General features: G+C 73.8%; 19 protein-coding genes. 7 read left to right on the forward strand and 12 right to left on the reverse strand.

The genetic code is table 11. The features are described from left to right. Positions 1 to 126 precede the first annotated feature (126 nt). Positions 127 to 1,326 (forward strand): rod shape-determining protein RodA, encoded by a 1,200-nt coding sequence (gene rodA / locus KS423_RS13960; RefSeq protein ID WP_224278957.1) that lies wholly within the window; start codon positions 127 to 129, stop codon positions 1,324 to 1,326. An 83-nt stretch (positions 1,327 to 1,409) separates the two neighbouring features. Here rodA and KS423_RS13965 read toward each other — a convergent pair whose 3' ends face one another. Both KS423_RS13965 and KS423_RS13970 read right to left on the reverse strand, forming a co-directional pair. Then, entirely contained in the window at positions 1,410 to 1,811 is a 402-nt protein-coding gene (locus KS423_RS13965; RefSeq protein WP_224278959.1) for a hypothetical protein, read from the reverse strand. A gap of 153 nt (positions 1,812 to 1,964) precedes the next feature. Beyond that, positions 1,965 to 2,288: a helix-turn-helix transcriptional regulator gene (locus tag KS423_RS13970; protein WP_224278961.1), complete on the reverse strand. Its 324-nt coding sequence runs from the start codon at positions 2,286 to 2,288 to the stop codon at positions 1,965 to 1,967. A 150-nt stretch (positions 2,289 to 2,438) separates the two neighbouring features. Between KS423_RS13970 and KS423_RS13975 the strand changes: the two genes are divergently transcribed. Beyond that, positions 2,439 to 3,419, forward strand: a complete 981-nt coding sequence (locus KS423_RS13975) for an LLM class F420-dependent oxidoreductase (RefSeq protein WP_224278963.1) — start codon at positions 2,439 to 2,441, stop codon at positions 3,417 to 3,419. Between the two features lie 23 nt (positions 3,420 to 3,442). On the opposite strand, the gene KS423_RS13980 is transcribed toward KS423_RS13975, so the two are convergent. Further along, positions 3,443 to 4,150: a response regulator transcription factor gene (locus KS423_RS13980; protein ID WP_224278965.1), complete on the reverse strand. Its 708-nt coding sequence runs from the start codon at positions 4,148 to 4,150 to the stop codon at positions 3,443 to 3,445. 303 nt (positions 4,151 to 4,453) lie between these two features. Beyond that, positions 4,454 to 5,107: a nitroreductase family protein gene (locus KS423_RS13985; protein ID WP_224278967.1), complete on the reverse strand. Its 654-nt coding sequence runs from the start codon at positions 5,105 to 5,107 to the stop codon at positions 4,454 to 4,456. Positions 5,108 to 5,319: 212 nt separating this feature from the next. Here KS423_RS13985 and KS423_RS13990 point away from each other — a divergent pair, with 212 nt between their 5' ends. Then, complete coding sequence (locus KS423_RS13990) at positions 5,320 to 6,555, forward strand: serine hydrolase (protein ID WP_224278968.1); 1,236 nt, start codon at positions 5,320 to 5,322, stop codon at positions 6,553 to 6,555. 58 nt (positions 6,556 to 6,613) lie between these two features. Here KS423_RS13990 and KS423_RS13995 read toward each other — a convergent pair whose 3' ends face one another. Continuing rightward, positions 6,614 to 7,120, reverse strand: coding sequence for a MarR family winged helix-turn-helix transcriptional regulator (locus tag KS423_RS13995; protein WP_224278970.1), 507 nt, complete (start codon positions 7,118 to 7,120; stop codon positions 6,614 to 6,616). Positions 7,121 to 7,206: 86 nt separating this feature from the next. Here KS423_RS13995 and KS423_RS14000 point away from each other — a divergent pair, with 86 nt between their 5' ends. Both KS423_RS14000 and KS423_RS14005 read left to right on the forward strand, forming a co-directional pair. Continuing rightward, positions 7,207 to 8,019 carry a cyclase family protein gene (locus KS423_RS14000; protein WP_224278972.1) on the forward strand — a complete coding sequence of 271 codons (813 nt, stop codon included), beginning with the start codon at positions 7,207 to 7,209 and terminating at the stop codon, positions 8,017 to 8,019. A gap of 111 nt (positions 8,020 to 8,130) precedes the next feature. Continuing rightward, complete coding sequence (locus tag KS423_RS14005) at positions 8,131 to 8,970, forward strand: class I SAM-dependent methyltransferase (protein WP_224278974.1); 840 nt, start codon at positions 8,131 to 8,133, stop codon at positions 8,968 to 8,970. Positions 8,971 to 9,128: 158 nt separating this feature from the next. On the opposite strand, the gene asnB is transcribed toward KS423_RS14005, so the two are convergent. The 5 genes from asnB to KS423_RS14030 form a co-directional block, all read right to left on the reverse strand. Next, positions 9,129 to 10,946: an asparagine synthase (glutamine-hydrolyzing) gene (gene asnB / locus KS423_RS14010; RefSeq protein WP_224278976.1), complete on the reverse strand. Its 1,818-nt coding sequence runs from the start codon at positions 10,944 to 10,946 to the stop codon at positions 9,129 to 9,131. A gap of 73 nt (positions 10,947 to 11,019) precedes the next feature. Beyond that, positions 11,020 to 12,471, reverse strand: coding sequence for a phenylacetate--CoA ligase family protein (locus KS423_RS14015; protein ID WP_224278978.1), 1,452 nt, complete (start codon positions 12,469 to 12,471; stop codon positions 11,020 to 11,022). Between the two features lie 140 nt (positions 12,472 to 12,611). Continuing rightward, positions 12,612 to 14,234 (reverse strand): aromatic amino acid ammonia-lyase, encoded by a 1,623-nt coding sequence (locus tag KS423_RS14020; protein ID WP_224278980.1) that lies wholly within the window; start codon positions 14,232 to 14,234, stop codon positions 12,612 to 12,614. Between the two features lie 210 nt (positions 14,235 to 14,444). Next, positions 14,445 to 15,647: a cytochrome P450 gene (locus tag KS423_RS14025; protein ID WP_224278982.1), complete on the reverse strand. Its 1,203-nt coding sequence runs from the start codon at positions 15,645 to 15,647 to the stop codon at positions 14,445 to 14,447. Positions 15,648 to 15,682: 35 nt separating this feature from the next. Beyond that, positions 15,683 to 16,870, reverse strand: a complete 1,188-nt coding sequence (locus KS423_RS14030) for an acyltransferase (RefSeq protein ID WP_224278983.1) — start codon at positions 16,868 to 16,870, stop codon at positions 15,683 to 15,685. A 206-nt stretch (positions 16,871 to 17,076) separates the two neighbouring features. Between KS423_RS14030 and KS423_RS14035 the strand changes: the two genes are divergently transcribed. Both KS423_RS14035 and KS423_RS48010 read left to right on the forward strand, forming a co-directional pair. Next, complete coding sequence (locus KS423_RS14035; protein WP_224278992.1) at positions 17,077 to 18,537, forward strand: MFS transporter; 1,461 nt, start codon at positions 17,077 to 17,079, stop codon at positions 18,535 to 18,537. Further along, a complete protein-coding gene (locus KS423_RS48010) occupies positions 18,534 to 19,568 on the forward strand; it encodes a GDSL-type esterase/lipase family protein (RefSeq protein WP_224278994.1) in 1,035 nt (344 codons plus the stop codon). Before KS423_RS14035 ends, KS423_RS48010 begins: the two co-directional genes overlap by 4 nt. A gap of 78 nt (positions 19,569 to 19,646) precedes the next feature. Here KS423_RS48010 and KS423_RS14045 read toward each other — a convergent pair whose 3' ends face one another. Then, on the reverse strand, positions 19,647 to 21,263 hold the full coding sequence (locus KS423_RS14045) for an ABC transporter ATP-binding protein (protein WP_224278996.1): 1,617 nt from the start codon (positions 21,261 to 21,263) through the stop codon (positions 19,647 to 19,649). Then, positions 21,260 to 22,062 (reverse strand): ABC transporter permease (locus tag KS423_RS14050; RefSeq protein ID WP_224278998.1); only part of this gene is annotated, 803 nt, incomplete at its 5' end. The genes KS423_RS14045 and KS423_RS14050, both read right to left, overlap by 4 nt.

Raw genomic sequence — 22,062 nt, forward strand, 5'->3', positions numbered from 1 at the left:
GGCCGCGGCGCAGGCGGCCCCCGCGCCGGCCTTCCTCGACCAGGCGCCGCCGGCCGACCGCCCGGCGTCGCACATGGCGGCCGACGCCGCGCTCGAACCCTCACGCGGACCGGGAAGGGGACGGGCATGACCTCCTACGGCTCGTACCGGCAGCTGCGGCTGGCCCCGCAGCGCAGCGGGGTCTCCAAGGCCCTGGCCAAGGACTCCCCGCTCTGGCGGCTCGACTGGATACTGCTGCTCGCCGCGCTGGCCCTCTCGGGCGGCAGCGCGCTGCTGGTCTGGTCGGCCACCCGCGGGCGCGACTCGCTGACCCACGGGGACCCGCAGTACTTCCTGTACCGGCACCTGACCAACTTCGTGGTCGGGCTGGTGCTGTGCGCCGTGGTGATAGCGATAGGGAGCAGGCGCTTCCGCACGATCGTGCCGTTCCTGTACGTCGGCGTGATCCTGCTGCTGCTGGCGACGCTCAGCCCGCTGGGCTCGACCATCAACGGCGCGCACTCGTGGATCCAGCTCGGCGGCGGCTTCTCGGTCCAGCCGGCCGAGTTCGCGAAACTCGCGATCGTGCTGGCGATGGCGGTCGTGCTGTCGGACCAGGTGGACGCCGGGGAGCGGGAGTTCCCCTCGCACCGGGCGGTGTTCCGGGGGCTGCTCTGGGCCGGGCTGCCGATGTGCATCGTGCTGCTGATGCCGGACGCCGGCTCGGTGATGGTGATGGCTGCGATCGTGCTGGGCATCCTGCTCGGCTCCGGCGCGGCGAACCGCTGGGTGCTCGGCCTGCTGGTGGCGGGCACCGCCGGGTGCGTGGCGATCTGGAAGTTCGGGTTGCTGAGCCAGTACCAGATCGACCGCTTCGCCGCCTTCGCCAATCCGCAGCTGGACCCGAACGGCGTCGGCTACAACACCGCGCAGGCCCGGATCGCGATCGGCTCGGGCGGACTGACCGGCAAGGGGCTGTTCCACGGCACCCAGACCGTCGGGCAGTTCGTGCCGGAGCAGCAGACCGACTTCGTGTTCACCGTGGCCGGCGAGGAGCTCGGCTTCGTCGGGGCGCTGGCGATCATCGCGCTGGTCGGCGTGATCCTCTGGCGGGCCTGCCGGATCGCCCGGCAGGCGACCGACCTGTACGGGACGATCGTGGCGGCCGGGATCATCGCCTGGCTGTCCTTCCAGGCCTTCGAGAACATAGGGATGTGCCTGGGCATCATGCCGGTCGCGGGCATCCCGCTGCCGTTCGTCTCGTACGGCGGCTCGTCGATGTTCGCGAACTGGATGGCCATCGGGCTGCTCCAGGCGGTGCGGAGCCAGCGGCCGGTAGGGGCCTGAGCGGGCGCCGCGGCGGGGCCGGTCCGGGACTTCCCGGCCGGCCCCGCCGTCGTGTCCGGGGCGTTCCAGGGCCGGGGGCGGGGTCAGACGGTCTGGAAGCCGATCCGGGCGAGCACGCCCCAGCGGTCGGAGCGCCGGGTGAGCACGTAGACCGAGTCGAAGGCACCGGTGCGCTCCCCGGCCGCGTCGTAGCGGGCGAAGCGGACCAGGGCGTGCACCTGGTCGGGGGAGGACTGGCTCAGCTCGACGCTCTCCCAGCCGCTGCGGGCCCAGCCGGAGCCGACCAGCCGGGCCAGCTCGGGGGCGGAGCGCTCGACGTAGCCGGCCCGGTCCTCCCAGACCGTCACCTCGCCCTCGTGCACCCGGACGTGCGGGTAGTGCAGGGTCTCCGCCCAGGCCGCCGGATCGCGGCTGTTGAGGGCGTCGAGGAAGGCGTCGAGGGCGGCGCGGGCGGCGGTCTCGTGGGCGCGGGTGTCGACGGGCACGGCGGACTCCAGTACGGGCTGCGGACAGGGGAACGCGGCCAGCCTGGGCCATCGGCGCGCCCGGTGGGGCCGCGCGGGGCCGATTCAGGTCCAAAGGCCGGGGCGCAGACCGGTCGTACGGCCGAAGAGCGGCCCCGGGAGTGTCGGGGAGAATCAGTGGGCGTCGGCGGGCTCACGGGTCGCGGCGTTCAGCACGGCGTCCAGCAGACCGGGGAAGCGCAGGTCGAGGTCGTCCCGGCGCAGCGACATCAGCCGGCGGGTGCCCTCGACCCGGGTGGTGGTGACGCCGGCCTCGCGCAGCACCTTGAGGTGGTGCGAGAGGGTCGACTTGGACAGGGGGACGTCCAGATCGCTGCAACACCGCTCGTCGACCTCGGCCAGGCCGGTCACGATGGAGAGACGGGCCGGGTCGCTGAGGGCGTGGAAGATTCCGGCGAGCTCGATGGAGTCGGTGGCCGGGTGGCTCGGGGTGCGCATGGTGGCTCCTTGGGCGTCCTGGTCGCGTGATGGATTGTTCGAACTTTGGCGTACTATCCAATCTTAGGCAATGGGGCCGGCCCGCACCGCCGTTCCCGCGGAAGGACACCCGATGAGTGAGCGCCGCGAGCGAACCGCCGGGAGGTGCCCGTGGGCCGCTACGGTCTGACGCTCCCCCTGCGCGGCGTCCCGCTGCACCGGCACCGCGCACTGGTCGAGGAACTGCCCGACCTGGGCTACACCGACGTGTGGACCGGCGAGGCGGCGGGCTACGACGGCTTCACCCCGCTGGCACTCGCGGCGGCCTGGGCGCCGGCGCTGCGGCTGGGCACCGGCGTGGTGCCGGTGCAGACCCGCGGGCCGGCGCTGCTCGCCATGACGGTCGCCTCGCTGGCCGAGGCCGCGCCCGGCCGGGTGGTGGTGGGCGTCGGCTCCTCCGGCCCGCCGTTCGTCACCCGGATCAACGGCATCCCGTTCGAGCACCCGTACCGCCAGGTCCGCGACACCGTGCGGTTCCTGAAGCAGGCGCTGGCCGGACGGACGGTGCAGGGCGCGTTCGACTCCTTCACCATCGAGCGGTACACCCCGGCGCTGCGGCCCGACCCGGTGCCGCCGGTGATGATGGGCGCGCTCGGCCCGCAGATGCTGCGGCTGGCCGGACGGGAGGCGGACGGGCTGGTGACCAATTTCCTGGCGGCCGCGGACGTGCCGCGGGTGCGGGCCGCGATGGGGGAAGCGGGCCGCACCAAGGAGGTGGTGGCCCGGCTGTTCGTCTGCCCGACCAAGGACCGCGACCACGCCCTGTGGCAGGGGCGGCAGTTGCTCGGGCCGATCCTCAACGCCCGGACGTACGGCGGCTTCCACGACTGGCTGGGGCGCGGCGGGGAGCTGGCGGCCTCGCACGCCGCGTGGGCGGCGGGAGACTTCCACGGCGCGTGCGCGGCGGTGCCCGAGCGCCTGGTCGACGACCTGCTGATCCACGGGTCCCCGGGGGAGTGCCGGGAGCGGGTGGCGCAGTTCGTGGCGGCGGGGGTGGACACGCCGCTGCTGGCGGTGCTGCCGGTACCGGAGTTCGGCGCCGGACCGGAGGGGATGCGCGACACGCTGCGGGCCCTGGCCCCGCAGACGTGACGCCGCGCCGGGCGGCCGGTGGTTCAGACGGCCGCCCGGTGCCCCGACCGGGCATAGACCATCGCCTGGGCCCGGCTGCGCACGCGCAGCTTGCCGAGCACGTTGGAGACGTGGAACTTGACGGTCTTCTCGCTGAGGTGGAGCTCGGCGGCCATCTCGGCGTTGGACAGCCCGCCCGCGATCAGTGTGAGCACCTCCTGCTCGCGGGGGGTGAGCAGATGGAGCAGCGGCGGGGTGTGCAGTGGTGGTCCGGGCAGCCGGCGGGCCATCTCGGTGACCACCTCGGCGGTGATCGGCGGGGAGATCAGCGCGTTCCCGGCGGCGACCGCCCGGACCGCGTGCACCATGTCGGACTCCGGTCCGTCGCGCAGGACCAGGCCGCGGGCGCCCGCCCTGAGGTAGTCGAGCATCCGGTCCGGGTCGCCGGGGCGGACGAGCAGGATGACGCCGGGCTGCCCGGCTTCCCGGGCGGTGGTGAGCTTCTTGACCTCGCAGGCCTCCATCCCGGGCATGTCGGCGTCGATGACCACCACGTCCGGGCGCTTGGCGGCGCAGGCCTGGGCGATTCTGGCGGTGGTGGAGAGTTCGGTCAGGGGTTGCAGTCCGGGTGAGCGTTGCAGGATGGTGCGCAGCCCGGTGCGCAGCAGTGGTGAGGCGGCGCAGATGAGCACCCGGACGGTGGGGCCGGCGGGATCGGACGGATCTGCGGAGCGGTAGAGGGACAGGCTCATGTTCGTTCTCCTTGCCGTCGAGATTCCGGAACTCCGGGCAGCCGGAACCGGCGGGGTGCGTGGGGGCACCACCGCGGGGCGGAACCGTGATGATGAGAGGAGATCCTCTTCCGGCGTCAGGTCGGTGCGCGGACGCGGGAGGAGGGTTCAGGGGCGACAGCGGCAGCGGTGCGTCGCGCAGTCGGAAGTCGCCTCGGCAGTAAGGCCGTTGACTCGACATTCCCGGAACATGGCAGTCATCCTAAAGATCGGCCTGATCGGTGGTCAAGAACGCTCCGGTGGGCCCGGCATCCCGGCCGGGGGCTACCAGGCGTCCCAGTGGGCGATCTGCTCGGTGCCGACCCGGGGGCCGGGGCGGAAGTCGGTGCCGATGGTGTGCGCCAGCGGGATCAGCGCGGCCTGGAGGACGGTCTCGTAGGGGATGCCGAGGATCTGGGCGGCCTCGCGCTCGTAGTGCAGGTGCGGGGTGGTCCAGGCGGTGCCGAGGCCGCGGGAGCGGGCGGCGAGCATGAACTGCCAGGTGGCCGGGATGATCGACCCCCAGGTGTTGGCCTGGCCGACGAAGGAGTCGACCTCGTGCCGGCCCTCGATCCGGACGCAGGGGATCACCAGGACCGGGACCTCGTGCAGGTGGTCGAAGAGGTGCTGGGCGCTCTCGGCCAGGCGGAGCCGGCGCAGCTGGTCGCCGACGGTGCGGTCGACGCCGGTGCCGACCACCTGCTGGCGGGGGCGGACCAGGCCGAGTCGGTAGAGGTCGGCGATGGCGGATCGCTTGGCCGGGTCGGTGACGATCATGAAGTCCCAGCGCTGGCGGTTGCGCCCGGTGGGGGCCTGGGTGGCCAGGGCCAGGCACTCCTCGATCAGCTCGCGCTCCACCGGGCGGGTGAGGTCCAGTCGCTTGCGCACCGCCCGGGTGGTGGTGAGGAGTTCGTCGATGGAAAGCGCGAGGGGCGGCATGGGCAGGCTCCAGCTCCGGTCGGGTCGGAAGGGGGTGCGAATCCTTCCGGATCCTATGAATGGTTCGAAATTTGCGCAACATTCGAAGTCCGGCAGGTGGAACTCGCGGGATCTCAAGTTCCGCCCTTGTGTGCGGAGTTGATTCTTCCTATGCTTCCACTATCTTCGAACATTCGAAACATGACGAGAGCGCTCGACCGCGAGAGGACGCCATGTCGCAGATCAAAGTCGAAGTCGAACCGGCCGAGGTGGGGCTGGATCCCGAGCGGCTGCGCCGGATCGACGAGTACCTCCGGACCTACGTGGACGACGGCCGGCTGCCCGGCTGGCAGCTCGCCGTGACCCGCGGCGGGAAGGTCGCCCACCTCGCCGGGTACGGGCACCGCGACGTCGAGAACGGCCTGCCGCAGACCCCGGACGCCATCTACCGGTCCTGGTCGATGACCAAGCCGGTCACCTCGGTGGCCGCGCTGGTGCTCCTGGAGGAGGGCGCGATCGGCCTCCAGGACCCGGTCTCCCGCTACCTGCCGGAGTTCGCCGACGTCCGGGTCTACCAGCGCGGTCCGGCCTCCCGGCCGGTCACCGTCCCCGCCGCCGAGCCGATCCGGATCGTGCACCTGCTCACCCACACCTCCGGCCTGACCTACGGCTTCCACCGGGCGCACCCGGTGGACGAGATCTACACCGCCAACGGCTTCGAGTGGACCACCGCGCCCGGCCTCGACCTCGCCCGGTGCGTGGCGAAGTGGGCCTCCTTCCCGCTGCTCTTCGAGCCCGGCACCGCCTGGAACTACGGCGCCTCCAGCGACGTGCTCGGGCGGGTGATCGAGGTCGCGTCGGGCAAGCGGCTGGACGAGTTCCTGGCCGAGAGGGTGCTCGGGCCGCTCGGCATGGCGGACACCGGCTTCCACGTCCCGGCCGACAAGGCCGACCGGCTGGCCGCCTTCTACGTCGTCAACCCGGCCGACGGGAAGGCCGTTCGCAACGACGCCTTCGGCGGTGACGTGCTGCGCGAGCCGGACTGCCTCTCCGGCAGCTCCGGACTGGTCACCACGCTCGCCGACTACCACCGGTTCAGCCAGATGCTGCTCGGCGAGGGCGAGTACCAGGGCGTGCGGGTGCTCGGCCGCCACACGCTGCGGCACGCGCTGCGCAACCACCTGCCCGGCGGCGGGGACCTGAAGAGCGTCGGACGGCCGGTGTTCTCCGAGATGCCCACCGCCGGGGTCGGCTTCGGGCTCGGCTTCGCGGTGGTGCTGGACCCGGCGGCTGCCGGGGTGCCGGCCAGCGCGGGGGAGTACGGCTGGCACAGCGCCGCGTCCACCATCTTCTGGGTGGACCCGGTGGAGCGGCTGACGGTGCTGTTCCTGACTCAGCTGATGCCCTCCAGTGCGCACCGGCTGCACGGGCGTCTGCGGCAGCTGGTCAACCAGGCGCTGGTCGACTGAGGCGTGTCCCGCGGGTCCTGGCGGACCCGGCGGAGACCCGCAGGGCACGCCCACGGCTTCACTCGCCCGGCTGAACGGCGAGGAGCTTGCGGGTCAGCCGGATCAGCGTGTCCCGCTCCTCCGCGGTGAGTGCGGCGAACACCCGGTCCATCATCGGGGCGATGTCCGCCTCCGCATCGGCCAGGGCCCGCGAACCGGCCTCGGTCATGGTGACGGCATAGGCGCGGCGGTCGCGCGGGTGGCGTTCGCGGACCACCAGCCCGGAGCTCTCCAGGGCGTCGATGCAGCCGACCATGACGCTGCGGTCGATCCGCAGCTGCTCGCTCAACTCCTGCTGGGAGCAGGCCCCGACCGCGTCCAGCATCTTCAGCACCAGGTGCTGGGCCACCGTCAGCCGGGCGCCGGTCAGCTCCTCGTCGATCGCCCGGGCGACCACCGTGGTGGCCCGGCAGAGCGCGATGTCGGGGCGCTCCCGGGTGAGCGTCGCGAAGTACTGCCGGCGCTCGCCCCCGTCGTCCGTCCGGCTGGGCGAGGCGAGGCGGGGCGTCCGCGGGGCGGTGGCCATCGGAACTCCTTCTGCGGGCGGGGCCACCAGCATAACGCGTTCAGGAGATTGTTTTTCCATAGATGTTCTCCAGGAAGGGGAATCCCATGTGCTCACCGGAGACGGTGGCCGGTGCCACCGGCCACACCGCCACCGGTCCCGTCGCCGGCGGTCCCGCCGAAGTCTCGGCGCCGCTGCGGGACAGGGCCCCGATCAGCCTGCCGCGCGGGGCCGTCCGGGACCTCACCCACGTGGTCGGCCCGGACTGGCCGGTGTTCGAGCTGTACGTCAAGCCGATGGAGATCAAGCGGCTCGCCAACCTCGCCGAGCACGAGTACAACGCCTTCGAGCTCACCTACAACGAGCACATCGGCACCCACCTCGACGCGCCCTCGCACTTCGACGACGACGGCCTGGCCACCCACCAGATCCCGGCCGACACCCTGGTCGCGCCGCTGGCCGTGGTCCGGATCGGCGAGCGCGCCGCCCGTGACCACGTCACCGAACTGACCGTCGACGACCTGCTGACGTGGGAGAGCCGGCACGGCCGCATCCCCGACGGCGCGCTGCTCGCCGTCGACAACGACTGGGCGCACCGGATCGACACCCCCGGCGCCTTCCTCAACCTCGACCCCGCGGAAGGGCTCTACCGCTTCCCCGGGATCTCGGTGGAGGCCGCGCACTTCCTGGTCACCGAGCGCTCGGTGGTCGGCGTCGGCACCGACTCGATCAGCCTCGACCCCGGTACCCGCCCGGCCGACCCGGACACCCACCGGGTGCTGCTGCCGGCCGGCAAGTACGCCATCGAGTGCCTCGCCGGGCTCGACACCGTGCCCGACCTCGGCGCCGTCGCCGTGGTCGGCGCGCCCAAGCACCGCGGCGGGACCGGCGGCCCGGTCCGCGTCCTCGCCTTCGTCTGACCGCCCCGGCCCGCCCGAAGTCCCCGCCCGGCGTCCCCGTCGGACGCCGGGCCCGCACGTCCGTCCGCACGTCCCGTCCGTACGCCCGAACCGCGAGCACAGGAGAAGCCCATGACCGTACAGACCGGCTCGGAGTCCGTCTTCGCCGGAGCCACCGGCGAACGCTGGGAATGGAAGGAGGAGCGCTACCGCGACGGGGTGTTCAGCCACGCCGTGGGCACCGAACTGCACCGGCTGCGGCTGCTGGAGTCCGTCCTGGACGAGCACACCCGCAACCGCTTCCGGGCGCTCGGCCTGCAGGCCGGTCACCGGGTCCTGGAGGTCGGCGGGGGCGGCGGCTCGGTCGCCCGCTGGCTGGCCGGACAGGGCGCCGAGGTCACCGTGACCGACCTCGACACCACCTTCCTGGACGAACTCGCCGCCGACGGCGTGCGCGTGCTGCGCCACGACGTCTACACCGACGACTTCCCGCCCGCCTCCTTCGACTTCATCCACGCCCGGTACGTGGTGATCCACCTGCCCGACCCGGAGAAGGCGGTGGAGCGGCTGGTCCAGTGGCTGGCCCCGGGCGGGACGCTGGTGCTGGAGGAGCCGGCCTTCTTCCCGATCAAGGACTCGCCGCACCCCGGCTACCGGACCGCGCTGCGGGCCTTCCGCCGCCACCTGGAGACCGCGGTGGGCACCGACACCGAGTGGGCGCGCAGCCTGCCGGTGCCGCTGGAGGGCAAGGGGCTCAGCGGCCTCGGCCACGACGCGCGCTTCCAGCTGATCGCCGGCGGGGACGACGAGGCCGAGTGGTGGCGGCTCACCCTGGAGCAGACCCGGCCGGCCGTGGTGGCCGCCGGGCTCGCCACCGACGAGGACTTCGAGGCCGCCTACCGGGAGCTCGCCGACCCGGAGTTCCGCGACCTCTCCCTCGCGGTCTTCACCGCCTGGGGGAAGCGGGCCTGACGCACCCGCGGCCGCCGGCGGGCCGGTCACCCCTGCGGGGGCGGCCGGCCCGCCGGCGTTCCCCGGGAGACCCGGGCGTCGTCCGGCGGGACACGCCGCACCGCCCGTACCCCGGTGGAGCAGGGGCACGGGCGGCGCGGTGGGGTGCGGTCGGAGGGTCAGAGCACCACGCGGACGCCGTACGTCCGCAGCCAGGCGTCCAGCAGCAGGGCGCGCGGCAGCCAGGGCGGCGGGGTGAAGGTGCCGGTGTGCCAGTCGCCGCCGTCCACCTGGGCGCGCAGCGCCTCGGCGTTCAGCAGCGGCAGGGCGGGCGAGTCCCGATCGGCCAGCAGGGCGCGGACGGCCTCGCGGACCGCCTCCAGGTACTCCGGGCTCTGCCCGAACGGGAAGCCGCTCTTCTGCCGCCGCACCACCTCGGTGGGCAGCAGGTCGGCGACCGCCTCGCGCAGCAGACCCTTCTCCTGGCCGCCGGCCCGCTTGAGCGCCCACGGGGCGTTCCACACGTACTCGACCAGCCGGTGGTCGGTGAACGGCAGCCGGACCAGCAGGCCGGCCGCGAAGCTCATCCGGTCCTTGCGGTCCAGCAGGAACGGCAGGAAGCGGGTGAGCTGGAGGTGGAAGGCCTCGCGCAGCCGGCGGTCCGTGCCCGACTCGCCCGCCGGCCGCGGGACCTCGGCGAGCGCCTCGCCGTAGCGGGCGGCCACCTCGGCGTCCACGTCCAGGTGGCGGCGCAGCTCGGCGGAGAGCATCCCGCTGCGGTCGGTGATCCCGGCCGACCACGGGAAGTTGGCGGTCGGGCGTTCGGCCTCGGCGGCGAACCAGGGGAAGCCGCCGAAGACGTCGTCCGCGCCCTCGCCGGAGAGCACCACCTCGGCGTGGGCGCGCACCTCGCGGAAGAGCAGGTGCAGCGAGACGTCGAGGTCGCCGACGCCGGGCAGGTCGCGGGCGCGCAGGGTGGCGCCCAGGTGGTCGAGCAGCGAGGGGGCGTCCAGCAGGATCTCGGTGTGCCGGGTGCCCACGTGGTCGACCACGGCCCGCACGTACGGGGCGTCCCGGCTGACGTGCAGGGCGTCGGCCTTGAAGTCGGTCTCGCTGCCGGCGAAGTCGACCGAGTAGGTGGAGACCTTGTCGCCGCCGGCCGCGGCCAGGCCGACGATGGCGCTGGAGTCCAGGCCGCCGGAGAGCAGGGCGCCGGGCTTGACGCCGGTGTCGGCGGACTGCCGGCGCACGGTGTCGGCGAGCAGGGCGCGCACCCGCCGGACGGTGGTCCGCTCGTCGTCGGTGTGCTCGGCGGCCTCCGGCGCCCAGTACCGGCGGTGGCGCACGCCGTTCGGGCCGGCCACCAGCAGCCAGCCGGGGCGGACCTCGTGCAGGCCGCGGTAGACGGCGTCGCCGGGGCGCTTGAGCGCGACGGTGAGGACGTCCACCAGGCCGTTCGCGTCCACCTCGGCGGGCAGTCCGGCGGCCAGCAGGGCCTTCGGTTCGGAGCCGAACGCGAGCGAGCCGTCCGGGAGTTCGGCCCAGTAGAGCGGCTCGACGCCGAGCCGGTCGCGAATCAGTACCAGCTCCTCGGTGCGGGTGTCCCAGATCGCCGCCGCGTAGCCGCCGACCAGCCGCTCGGCGGCGGCGGTGCCCCATTCCAGGTAGGCGCGCAGGACGAGTTCGGCGTCCGAGCCGTTGCGGATGCGCTGGCCGCGGGCGGTCAGTGCGGTGTGCAGCGGGCCGGGGCCGAGCAGTTCGCCGGAGAAGGCGATGACGGCCGGCGCCGGGTCCAGTTCGGGCGGGAACCAGGGCTGCGGCACGTCGTTGCGGGGCCCGGTGTGGAACTGCCGGTGGCCGAGACCGGCGTGCCGGGCCAGCCAGGTGCCGCCGCGGCGCGGGCCGCGGTGGGTCAGGGTGTCGGTGAACTCCCGTACGAGTTCGGCCTGTTCGCGCACATCCCCGGTGCGCGACACCAGCCCGGCGATTCCGCTCATGCGCCCACCTCGCTGCGCTCGGCGAGCGCTTCGCGCAACGCGCACCTCTCGATGATGAGCTCCCTGCGCTCGCTCATGCCTCAACCCCCGTGGCCTGGGCGACCTGCGCCAGCGACTCGCGCACCAGCGAGGTGAGCGGCGTGGGCAGCCGGCCCCAGTTGGCCTCCTCGTTGAGATCCAGGACCCGGGAGAGCTTCCAGCCCAGGTACTGGCCGAGCGAGGCCAGCGGGGGCAGCTTCTCCACCGGGTGGACCGTCACCGTGTACTCCTCGAACAGCGGGGCGAGGCGCTGTTCCAGCACCCCGGACCACGAGCCGTCCGGGGTGCCGTCGGTGGTGACCAGGCAGACGATGGTCTTGCCGCGCAGCACCAGCATGTAGTTGAACACCGAGGCGCCGGGCAGGGCCTCGGCCCACAGCGCCTCCTCCAGGTCGTCCTGGCGGATGTTGTTCTCGGCGAGCAGCAGGACGTCCTGGGCCCGGCCGAGGGTGCGCAGGACGGGCAGCCGGATGCCGCAGTCGCACGGGTCGGTCTCGATCCGGACCAGGTCGCCGGTGCGGTAGCGCAGCAGCGGGCGGGAGGGGATGTCCAGGGTGGTGACGATCAGTTCGCCCTGCACCGGCTCGCCGTCCGGGCCGAGCACGGTGGTGCGTTCGCCGTCGTCGATCTCCAGCAGGTAGCTCTGCAACTGGAGGTGCAGCCGGCGGTGTTCGCAGGTGACGGCGAGGGTGCCGGTCTCCGAGGAACCGTACGAGCCGACGTAGGCGGTGGCGCCGGTGAGGCGTTCGAGGTGGCGCAGGAAACTGGGGCCGGTCTGCTCGGCCATCAGCAGCAGCCGGTCGAAGCGGGGCAGCGGCAGGCCGGCCAGCCGGGAGAACTGGGCCAGCTCCAGCAGTCGGGAGGGCGGTCCGACGTAGACGTTGGCGTTCAGTTCGGAGATCAGCCGCAGCACCCGGGTGTAGTCGCCGGTGATGTTGTCCACCCAGGGGCGGAAGGACATCACCCCGAGGTACTCCAGCACCTTCTCGAACTGGTAGGCGGCGGGCGCGAAGGGGGCGTTGATGAGGATGAGGGCCACGTCGGCGGGCTGCAGCAGCCGGCCCCACGTCTCACCGATGTTGAGCGTGTTGATCAGCAGGTCGTCCACCGCCTTGGGGGCGGGGGCCGGGTCGCCGGTGGTGCCGGAGGACTCGTAGTAGTGCAGGAACTCCGACAGCGGGCGGGTGAACGCGCCGGCGCCGTGGCCGCCGAGCTCCTTCTTGCCGAGGAACGGCAGCGCGGCGAAGGCGTCCAGGGCCTCGGCGGCGGGCAGCGGGGTGTCCGAGCGCAGCCGTTCGGCGAGTTCGCCGGTGAGGGTGGCGGCGTACATCGGGGAGCGCACGGCGGCGGCCAGTGTGGTGGCGAGCTTGGCGCCGTAGTGGTCGGCCGGGTCCTGGCCCTGCCAGGTGCGGTGGATCAGGGCGGTGTGGGAGTCCAGGCGCTCGGCGGCGTCCTGTCGTCGGGCGGGGTCGCGCAGTAGCAGCATCTCTGATTGCTCCTCGGGCTGGGGGAGTCACGGTCGGGACGTGCCGGTGCGGGGGAGCGGCGGGGGCCGCGGGCGGGCCGGTGGACGGGACCGGCACACGGGCATCGGTGGAGCAGGGGACGGACGGGCGGTGCGCGGGGTCAGCGCGCGGCGAAGGGCTCCGGGAGCCCGGCGGCGCGGCGCAGCGAACCGTCCCGGACCAGGCCGGCCACGGCGGCGATGTCGCCGTCCATCCGCCGGTCGCGGTCGGTGAACGGGGCGTGCTCGCGGATCAGGCCGTGCACCTTCTGGAGGGTGGGCGAGGCCTTGCGCAGGCCGCGCAGCTCGACTGCCTGGGCGACGGCGAGCAGGTGGATCGCGGTGACGTCGCGGGCGAGCTCGACGACCGTACGGGCGTCGCGGGCGGCGATCGTGCCCATGCTCACCTTGTCCTGGTTGTGCGCCTCGGTGGACCGGGAGAAGAGCGAGGCGGGCGCGGCGGTCTTGAGCGCCTCGGCGGTGAGCGCGGAGGCGGCGATCTGCATGCCCTTGAAGCCGTGGTGCAGTCCGGCGTGGGCGTCGGTGTCGGCGGCGGGGGCGATCAGGTTGGGCGGCAGGCCGCGGCTGTACCTGGGGTCGACCACCAGGGCGAGCTGGCGGTCGAGCAGGTCGGCGGTGTTGGCGACGGCGGTCTTGAGGCTGTCCATGGCCTGACCGACGTGGCCGGCGTAGAAGTTGCCGCCGTGATGGAGCACTCCCTCCTCGGTGTCGAACAGCGGATTGTCGGTGGAGGAGTTGACCTCGGTCTCCAGCCAGGGCCGTACCCAGTCCAGGGTGTCCCGCAGCACGCCGGTGACGTGCGGGGCGCAGCGCAGCGAGTAGGGGTCCTGGATGCGGTGTTCGTGGGTGAGGAAGCCGCGCTCGCCCAGGCGCTCCTGGCGGTCGAGGATGCCCCGGTAGTCGGTGGCGAGTTCGGAGCCGTCGAGCAGGGCCCGGATCGCGGCGGCGGAGGTGAGCTGGCCGCCGTGCGGCTTCTGGCGGTGCAGGAACGGGTGGAAGTGCGAGGCGTTGCCGTGCAGCGCCTCCACGGCGAGGGCGGTGGCGATGTCGGCGGCGGCGGCGAGTTCGGCCGCGTCGTGGGCGGCGAGGACGGCGAAGGCGGACGTGAAGGCGGTGCCGTTGATCAGTGCCAGGCCCTCCTTGGCGCAGAGCACGACCGGCTCGATGCCCTCCTCGGCGAGTGCCTCGGCGGCCGGGCGGACCCGGCCGCGGTGCAGCACCTCGCCCTCGCCGAGCAGGGCGTGCGCCAGGTAGCAGAGCGGGACGAGGTCGCCGCTGGCGCCGAGCGAGCCCCGTTCGGGGATGAGCGGCAGGATGTCGGCGGCCAGGTGGCGCAGCAGGGTGTCGACCACGGCGGGGCGGATCGCGGAGGGGCCGCGGCCCAGGCAGTTGGCGCGGATCAGCTGGACGGCGCGGGCGACCTCGGGCGCGGCGATCGGGCCGGTGCCGTTGAGGTGGTAGGTGACCAGGTTCCGCTGGAGCGCGGCGGCCCGGTCGGCGGAGATCTGGTGCGCGACGGAGTCGCCGAAGCCGGTGGTGATGCCGTACAGCGGGATGCCGCGGGCCAGCCAGTCCTCCTTGAGGGCGACGGAGGCGGCCATCTTCTCGGCGGCGGCGGGGGCGAGGACCGGTCTGGCGGCGCCGGGGCGGGCGCGGGCGACGGAGACGATGTCGGTGAGGGTCAGGTCGTGGCCGGTCAGGGCCGACGGGGGCGTGGTGGGCATGGGTCCTCGTTCCTGGGCGGAGCGGGTGGTCCGGTCGGTGTGGGACGGTGTACCGGCTGGCCCCAAGTCTCGGGATCGGACGGGCGTTCCGTCTTCGGGCGTCGGTACGGACCGGATCCCGTCCCAACGGCCGGGCGGCGGGCGGGGACCCGGCCCAACGGACGGGCCGTCGGACCGGGTCGCCGGGGCATGGTGTCGGGCCGGGGGCCGTCACCACTCGACGGGCAGCGCCTTCGGGCGCAGCGTCAGCAGGCCGCCGAGCCACTCGACCTGCTCGGCGGGCACCGCGAGCCGCAGCGAGGGCAGCCGGCGGGCCAGGGTGCCGAAGGCGACCTGGAGCTCCATCCGGGCGACGCCTGCGCCGGGGCAGTAGTGGGCGCCGTGGCCGAAGGCGACGTGCCTGGGGTCGGTGCGGGTGAGGTCGAGCCGCTCCGGGTCGTCCACCCGGCGGATGTCGCGGCCGGCCGCGTGCATCACCGGGATGACGCCCTCGCCCCTGGCGACCGGGGTGCCGGCCAGCTCCAGGTCCTCGGTGGCGATCCGCATGAAGCCGATCTCGGACGGCGGGGCGTAGCGCAGCAGTTCCTCGGTCGCGTTCTCCAGCAGGTCGGGGCGCTCGGTGAGCAGCCGCCACTGGTCGGGGTGGCGCAGCAGCTGGTAGAGCGCCCGGGAGACGGCGCTGACGGTGGTGTCGTGACCGGCCACCAGCAGGTTGATGCCGAGCCAGACCAGCTCGCGCTCGTCGAGGCGGTCCTGGTCGTCGCGGGCCGCGATGAGGGTGGAGAGCAGGTCCTCGCCGGGGTTCGCGCGGCGTTCGGCGACCAGCCCGGCGACGTACGCGGCGGACTCCTGGCGGGCGGCGAGCCGCTCCTCGGGGGTGTGGGCGGTGATGGAGACCAGCCGGTCGGTCCACTGCTGGAGCAGCGGGCGGTCCTCGACCGGGGCGCCGACCATCTCGCAGATCACCCAGACCGGCAGCACGGCCGCGAAGTCGTGGTGCAGGTCGGCCGGACGGGGACCTTCGACCAGGCGGTCGATCAGCTCGTCGGCGATCTCGGCCACCCGGGAGCGCCAGCGCTCGGCCTTGCGCGGGGTGAAGGCGGGGGCGATCAGCCGGCGCAGCCGGGCGTGGTCGGGGCCCTCCTGGTTGAGCAGGTTGTACGGGTTGTCGGAGAAGTCCTCGCCGGAGACGGTGCGCACGGCGCCCGGTTCGCGCAGGGCGGCTCGGGACAGCCGCTGGTCGGAGAGCGCGGAGACGACCTCGTCGTAGCCGGTGACCAGCCAGGCCTGGTCGCCGCTGGGCAGCCGGACCCGGCTGACCGGGCACTTGGCGCGCAGCTCGGCGAACTCGGCGGGCGGCTCGCCGTAGGAGGAGAGCGGGAGGGGGTAGGCGGTGAGGTCCTGATCGGTCATCGGTCTGCCTCTCGGTCGGATCGCTGTGGTCGCGGTCAGGTGGTCGTGGCGTCGGTCAGGTGGTCGGCGGCAGGGCCGGACGCGGACACCGGGCCCGCCGAGGGGCCCGGGGGCGTGGGGTCGGTGGGGCGCCGGCGGGGCGTGCCGAGCAGCCGTACCGCCGGGAGCTCGACGTAGCGGTGCAGGAGGCCGGCGAGCAGCCAGGCGGCGGTGAACGCGCCGAGCAGCAGCGCGGCGGCGACCGGGGTGGTGAAGGTCCGTCCGGAGCCGAGGGCGCGGTGGCCGTGGTCCAGGATCAGCCGGTGGACCAGGTAGAAGGCGAAGGTCCAGCTGCCGAGGGTGACCAGTGGGCGGGAGGTGAGGAAGGTGCGCCTGCCGGCCACGTCGCGGGCGGCGAGTGCGGGCAGCAGCAGGGCGATCGGGACGATCGCGGGGGTGGTCAGGCCCCACAGGAACGGCAGCTGCTTGGCCAGGAGCTGGGCCGGGACGAGGAGCAGCGCGGCGGGCAGTGCCCCGACCGGCAGCCGGCGGCCGGTGAGGACGATCCGGGCGAGCAGGATGCCCAGCACGAACTCCAGCAGCCGCACCGGCGGGAACACGTAGACGAACCAGAACTGCCACACCGAGCCGGAGCCGAACGGCAGCGGCGGACGGTCCGGCAGCAGGGCTGAGGCGGCCGGGACGAGCAGGACCGCGGCGATCACCCCGGCGGTCCAGGCCCAGAGCCGCTCGGGGCGGATCCTTTGGATCCGGTGCACCAGCAGCGGGAAGGCGGCGTAGAAGAAGACCTCGCAGGAGATCGACCAGCTGACGTCGTTGAGGCTGGAGAAGACCTCGCGGTCCGGGTTCCACGTGTGCACCAGGAACAGGTTGGGAACGGCCTGACGGGCGGTGGCCGCAGTGCCGGCCACGGCGAGCAGCACCAGCGCGGCGGCCCAGGTGAGCACGTGCAGCGGGTAGATCTTGGCGGCCCGGCGGCGCCAGAAGCCGCGGGCGCCGTGGCCGGGGCGGGAGCCCCAGGTGATCACGAAGCCGCTGAGGACGAAGAAGCAGCTGATCGCGGTCCAGGCGACGTTGCCGACGAGCCAGGCGTAGGCGTCGGCGACCCCCGCGTCGCCGAACGGTTTCTCCATGTCCGCGTGGAAGGCGAAGACCGGTACCACGATCAGGAACCTGATGCCGGTGAGTGAGGGCAGGCGGGGACGTCTGACGGATTCGGGCATGGGTGGGCAACTCCCCCGTGGGTAGGGCCGATATTTCTAAGGTTCGGCAATTATCAAACAATAGGAAGTCAACTCCTCGTGATGCAAGGGGTGTTGGGGTTCGTGAGGAGCGGAGATTGTTTGACGCTAGATGATTTGGCTGCTAAGTTCGGTCCACTTGATTGAGATGCAGACGATTGTCTGCCAGATGGATAGGGAGAGGGCCGATGCCGGACACGGCGCCCCGCACCCTCGGCGCACACAAGGGGTTGGCACTCCTGGTGCTCTGCGCCCAGCTCTTCCTCGACTCGATGGACGTCTCCCTGACGGGTGTCGCCCTGCCGGAGATCAAGCAGGACCTCGGCCTCGGGCCGGAGACGCTGCAATGGATCATCTCCGGCTACGCCGTCGCCTACGGCGGCTTCCTGCTGCTCGGCGGCCGCGCCGCCGACCTCTTCGGCCGGCGCCGGCTGTTCTTCTGGGCCACCGCCGTGTTCGCCCTGGTCAGCCTCGCCGGCGGGCTCGTCTCCGACGGCACCCTGCTGGTCGTCAGCCGCGTCATCAAGGGCGTCGCGGCCGCCTTCATCGCCCCCGCGGCGATGTCGATCATCACCACCACGTTCAAGGAGGGCCCCGAGCGCACCCGCGCGATGGGCATCTTCTCCCTCACCGGCGCCAGCGGCTACGCGGCCGGCCTGGTGTTCTCCGGCGTCCTGACCGAACTGCACTGGCGGCTCATCTTCTTCGTCCCCTTCGTCGTCGCCTCGCTGGTCCTCGCCGTCACCAACTACGCCGTCGCCCCCGACCAGCCGCGCACCGGCGAGCGGCCCGGCTTCGACGCGGCCGGCGCGCTCACCGCCACCGCCGGCGTCCTGCTGCTCGTCCTCGGACTCGTCCGCGCCCCCGAGGTCGGCTGGGGCTCCACCGCCACCCTCGGCTCGCTGATCGCCGCCGTCGTGCTGCTGGTCGTCTTCGTGGTCATCCAGCAGCGCCGCGCCGACCCGCTGCTGCCGCTGCGGATCTTCCGCTCGCGCACCCTGTCCACCGCCAACACCGTCGGCCTGGTCTGGGCCTGCGCCACCATCGGCTGGCAGTTCATCGCCCTGCTCTACCTCCAGCAGGTGCTCGGCTACAGCGCCCTCCAGGCGGGCCTGGCGATCGTCCCGATGGCCGCCGCGATCCTGCTCGCCGTCAACCTCGCACCCAAGCTGATCAACCGTTCCGGGCTGCGCCCGGCGGCCGTCCTCGGCCTGCTCCTCCAGGGCGGCGGCATCCTGCTGTTCCTGCGCACCGGCACCGACAGCGACTACCCGAGCGTCCTGCTGCCCGCGCTGATCGTGCACGGGCTCGGCAACGGCACCAGCTTCCTCGCCTTCAACATCGCCGCCGTCAGCGGCGTGAAGAACGAGGACCAGGGCCTGGCCACCGCGCTGGTCACCGCCGCCCTCCAGCTCGGCGGCGGCATCGGCGTCGCGGTCGGCGCGGCGGTGCTCACCGGCGTCGGCGGCGCCTCGCCCTCGCTCTCCGCGTACCACTGGGCCTTCCTGGTGGCCGCGGTGTTCTCGGCCGTCGGGCTGGTCGCCGCCGCCCTCGGGCTGGGCGCACCGAAGGGCGGGGCCGCTGCGGAGGTCGGGACCACTGCGGAGGCGCCGGCCCGGGCCGCGGACCTCCAGGAGGACCGGGCGTGACCGCCGCCCGGCCCGCCGCCACCGCCGTCGAACGGCTCACCCCGGACGACCCCCGGCTCTCCTGGGACGGCATCAGCGGCCTGGCCCGCCACGAGGACCGCTGGATCCCGCTGCGCCTGCCGCTGGACCGGGTGGCGACCACACTCTCCGCCGACTTCGCCCGCCTCGCGCAGCTCCCGGCCGGCGCCCGCTTCGGCCTGCGCACCGACGCCGTCGAACTGGTCCTGGAACTGGACGCCGAGCCCGGCAGCGCACCGCTGGACGTGGTGGTGGACGGCGTCGTCGCCCACCGCTGGCACCCGGTGTCCGGCCGCCGCCGGCTGGCCCTGCCGCTGCCCTCCGGCGCGAACGGCCCGGCCGAAGTGGAGGTCTGGCTGCCGCACCTCAGCCGCACCCGGATCGGCCGGCTCTCGCTGCGCGGCCACCGGGTGCTGGAGCCCCTCGAACGCACCGGCCCGCGCTGGATCGCCTACGGCAGCTCGCTCACCCACGCCATGTTCCCGCACGGCCCGTCGGAGAGCTGGGTCTCCCTGGTGGCCGTCCGGCACGGCTGGCGGCTGCGCAACCTCGGCTTCGCCGGGGAGGCGTACCTGGACCCGCTGGTCGCCCGGGTCGTCCGGGACACCCCGGCCGAGCTGATCACCCTGGAGATCGGCACCAACGCCTACATCCGCAGCGTGTTCACCGCGCGCAGCTGGGGCTCGGCGGTGTGCGGCTTCGTCGAGACCATCCGCGACGGCCACCCCGACACTCCGGTCGCGGTGATCGCCGCGCTGCCCTCGGCGGAGCGGGAGAGGACGGTCAACGCCGCCGGACTCACCCTGGAGGGCATCCGCGAGCTGACCGGCGAGGCGGTCCGGGTGCTCCAGCGGCTCGGCGACCCGCGGCTGCACCTGGTCGACGGCCGGGACGTGCTGCCCGTCGCCGACGCCGACCGGGTCTACGCGGACGGGCTGCACCCGACCCCGGACGGTGAGCACGACCTCGCCGACCGGGCCGCGCCGATCCTCCGGCGGCTCCTGCCCGGCTGACAGCCGGACGGCGGCCGAGCCGAACGGCGGTGCCCCGACGGGACGTTCCCGCCGGGGCACCGCCGCGTACCGGGCCCGTCAGGCCGCCGAGATCCGCGCGGGCAGCCGGGGCACCGCCGCGAGCAGCTGCCGGGTGTACGGGTGCTCGGGCGACCGGAACACCCGCTCGGCCGGGCCGTACTCGACCGCCCGGCCGTCCTTCATCACCAGCACCCGGTCGCTCACCTGCCGCACCACCGCGAGGTCGTGCGAGATGAACAGCATCGCCAGGCCCAGCTCGGCCCGCAGCCGGGCCAGCAGCTCCAACACCTGCGCCTGCACCGAGACGTCCAGCGCCGACACCGGCTCGTCGCAGACCAGCAGCCGCGGCCCGGTGGCCAGCGCCCGGGCGATCGCCACCCGCTGGCGCTGCCCGCCGGACAGCCCGCGCGGCCGCCGCTCCAGGTGCTGCTCGCCGAGGCCCACCTGAGTGAGCAGCTCGACCGCCCGCTCCCGCCGCTCCGAGCCGCGGGCCACCCCGGCGACCGCCAGCGCCTCGGCCAGGATCCGCCGGACCGTGAAGCGCGGATCGAAGGAGGCCAGCGGGTCCTGGTGGACCAGCTGCACCGCGGGCCGGGCCGGACGACGCTCGCGCTCGGGCAGCGCGCTCCACGGCCGGCCGTCCAGCAGCACCTCCCCGGCGTCCGGGGCCAGCATGCCCGTCACCAGCTGGGCGGTGGTGCTCTTGCCGGAGCCGGACTCGCCGACGATGCCGAGGGTCTCGCCGGGGGCGAGCCCGAACGAGACGTCGGCGACGGCCTCCCGCAGGCCGCCGTCCGGGGTGCGGTAGCGCTTCACCAGGCCCCGGGCGGTGAGGAGCCGGCCCTTCTCCTCGTCGTCCTCGTCGACCGCCGCGGGGGAGGGGGCCGGGCGGCTCGGATCGGGGGCGGCGGCCAGCAGCATCCGGGTGTACGGGTGCTCGGGCGCGCCCAGCACCCGTTCGGCCGGGCCGCTCTCCACGATCCGGCCGTCCTTCATCACCGCGATCCGGTCCGCCAGCCGGGCCACCACCGCCAGGTCGTGGCTGATCAGCAGCAGGGCCGTCCCCTCGGCCTTCAACTCGCCCAGCAGATCCAGCACCTGGGCCTGCACGGTGACGTCCAGCGCGGTGGTCGGCTCGTCCGCGACCAGCACCCGCGGTCCGGCCGCCAGCGCGGAGGCGATCAGCGCCCGCTGGCGCAGCCCGCCGGAGAGCTGGTGCGGGTACTGCCGGGCCCGCTCGGCCGGCTCCGGCACCCCGACGTCGCGCAGCAACTCCTCGACCCGGGCCGGAACTTCGGCCTTCGGCAGAACCCGGTGGGCGAGCAGCGGCTCACCCACCTCGGCGCCCACCCGGCGTAGCGGGTCCAGCGCGGACAGTGCGTCCTGGAGCACCAGCCCGACCGTCCGGCCGCGCACCCGGCGCCACTCCCGCTCGGAGAAGGCGGCGGCGTCCCGGCCCTCGACCAGGAACCGCTCGGCCCGTACGGCGGCTCCGGGCGCGGTCAGCCCGACCAGCGTCCGGGCCGTGACGCTCTTGCCCGAGCCGGACTCGCCGACCAGTGCCAGGCACTCGCCCGCCGACAGCGACAGCGACACCCCGGCCACCGCCGTGGTCCGCCGTCTGCCGTGGCCGAACTCGACGTTCAGGCCCTCCAGTTCGATGAGCGGGCTCATGGTGTCCGTCCTTCCAGGTGGCGGTGCAACTGTCGGCCGAGCACGGTGATCGCGACCACCACCGCGGTGATGGCGGCCCCCGGGAACACCGCGATCCACCAGGCGGTGGACAGGAAGTCGCGGCCCTGGGAGAGCATCGCCCCCCACTCCGGGGCGGGCGCCTTGGGCCCGAGGCCGAGGAAGCTGAGCGCCGAGCCCGAGACCACGGCGGTGCCGACGGCCAGCGTGGCGGGCACCGTCAGCGGCCCCAGCGTGTTCGGCAGCACGTGCCGCAGCACCACGGCCGTCCGCGGCACCCCGAGCGCCGTCGCGGCGCGCACGTACTCCGAGCCGCGCACCACCATCGCCTGCCCGCGCACCAGCCGGGCGAAGCCGGGGGTGGCCGCGATCGCGATGGCCAGCAGCGCATTGCCGGTGCCCGGGCCCACCACCGCGATCACCAGCAGCGCGAGCAGCAGTTCGGGCAGCGCCAGCAGGACGTCCACCGCGCGCATCGCCACCTGGTCGCCGACCCGGCCGGACAGCGCGGCCGGCAGGCCGACCAGCAGGCCCGCCAGGACCGACAGGGCGGTCGCGCCGAGCCCGATCAGCAGCGAGTACCGGGCGCCGTGCACCACCCGGGCGTACACGTCCCGGCCCAACTGGTCGGTGCCCAGCCAGTGTTCGGACCCGGGCGGGGTGAGCGCGGCGACCGGGTCGGCCGCCGTCGGGTCGGCGTGCGCGAGCAGCCCGGGCCAGGCGCAGGCGAGTACCGCCGCCGCCAGGACCAGCGCGGCGAGCAGCGCCCCGGGCCGCACCC

The sequence above is a fragment of the Streptomyces sp. LS1784 genome (genome assembly GCF_020103755.1).
Classification (GTDB): Bacteria; Actinomycetota; Actinomycetes; order Streptomycetales; family Streptomycetaceae; genus Kitasatospora.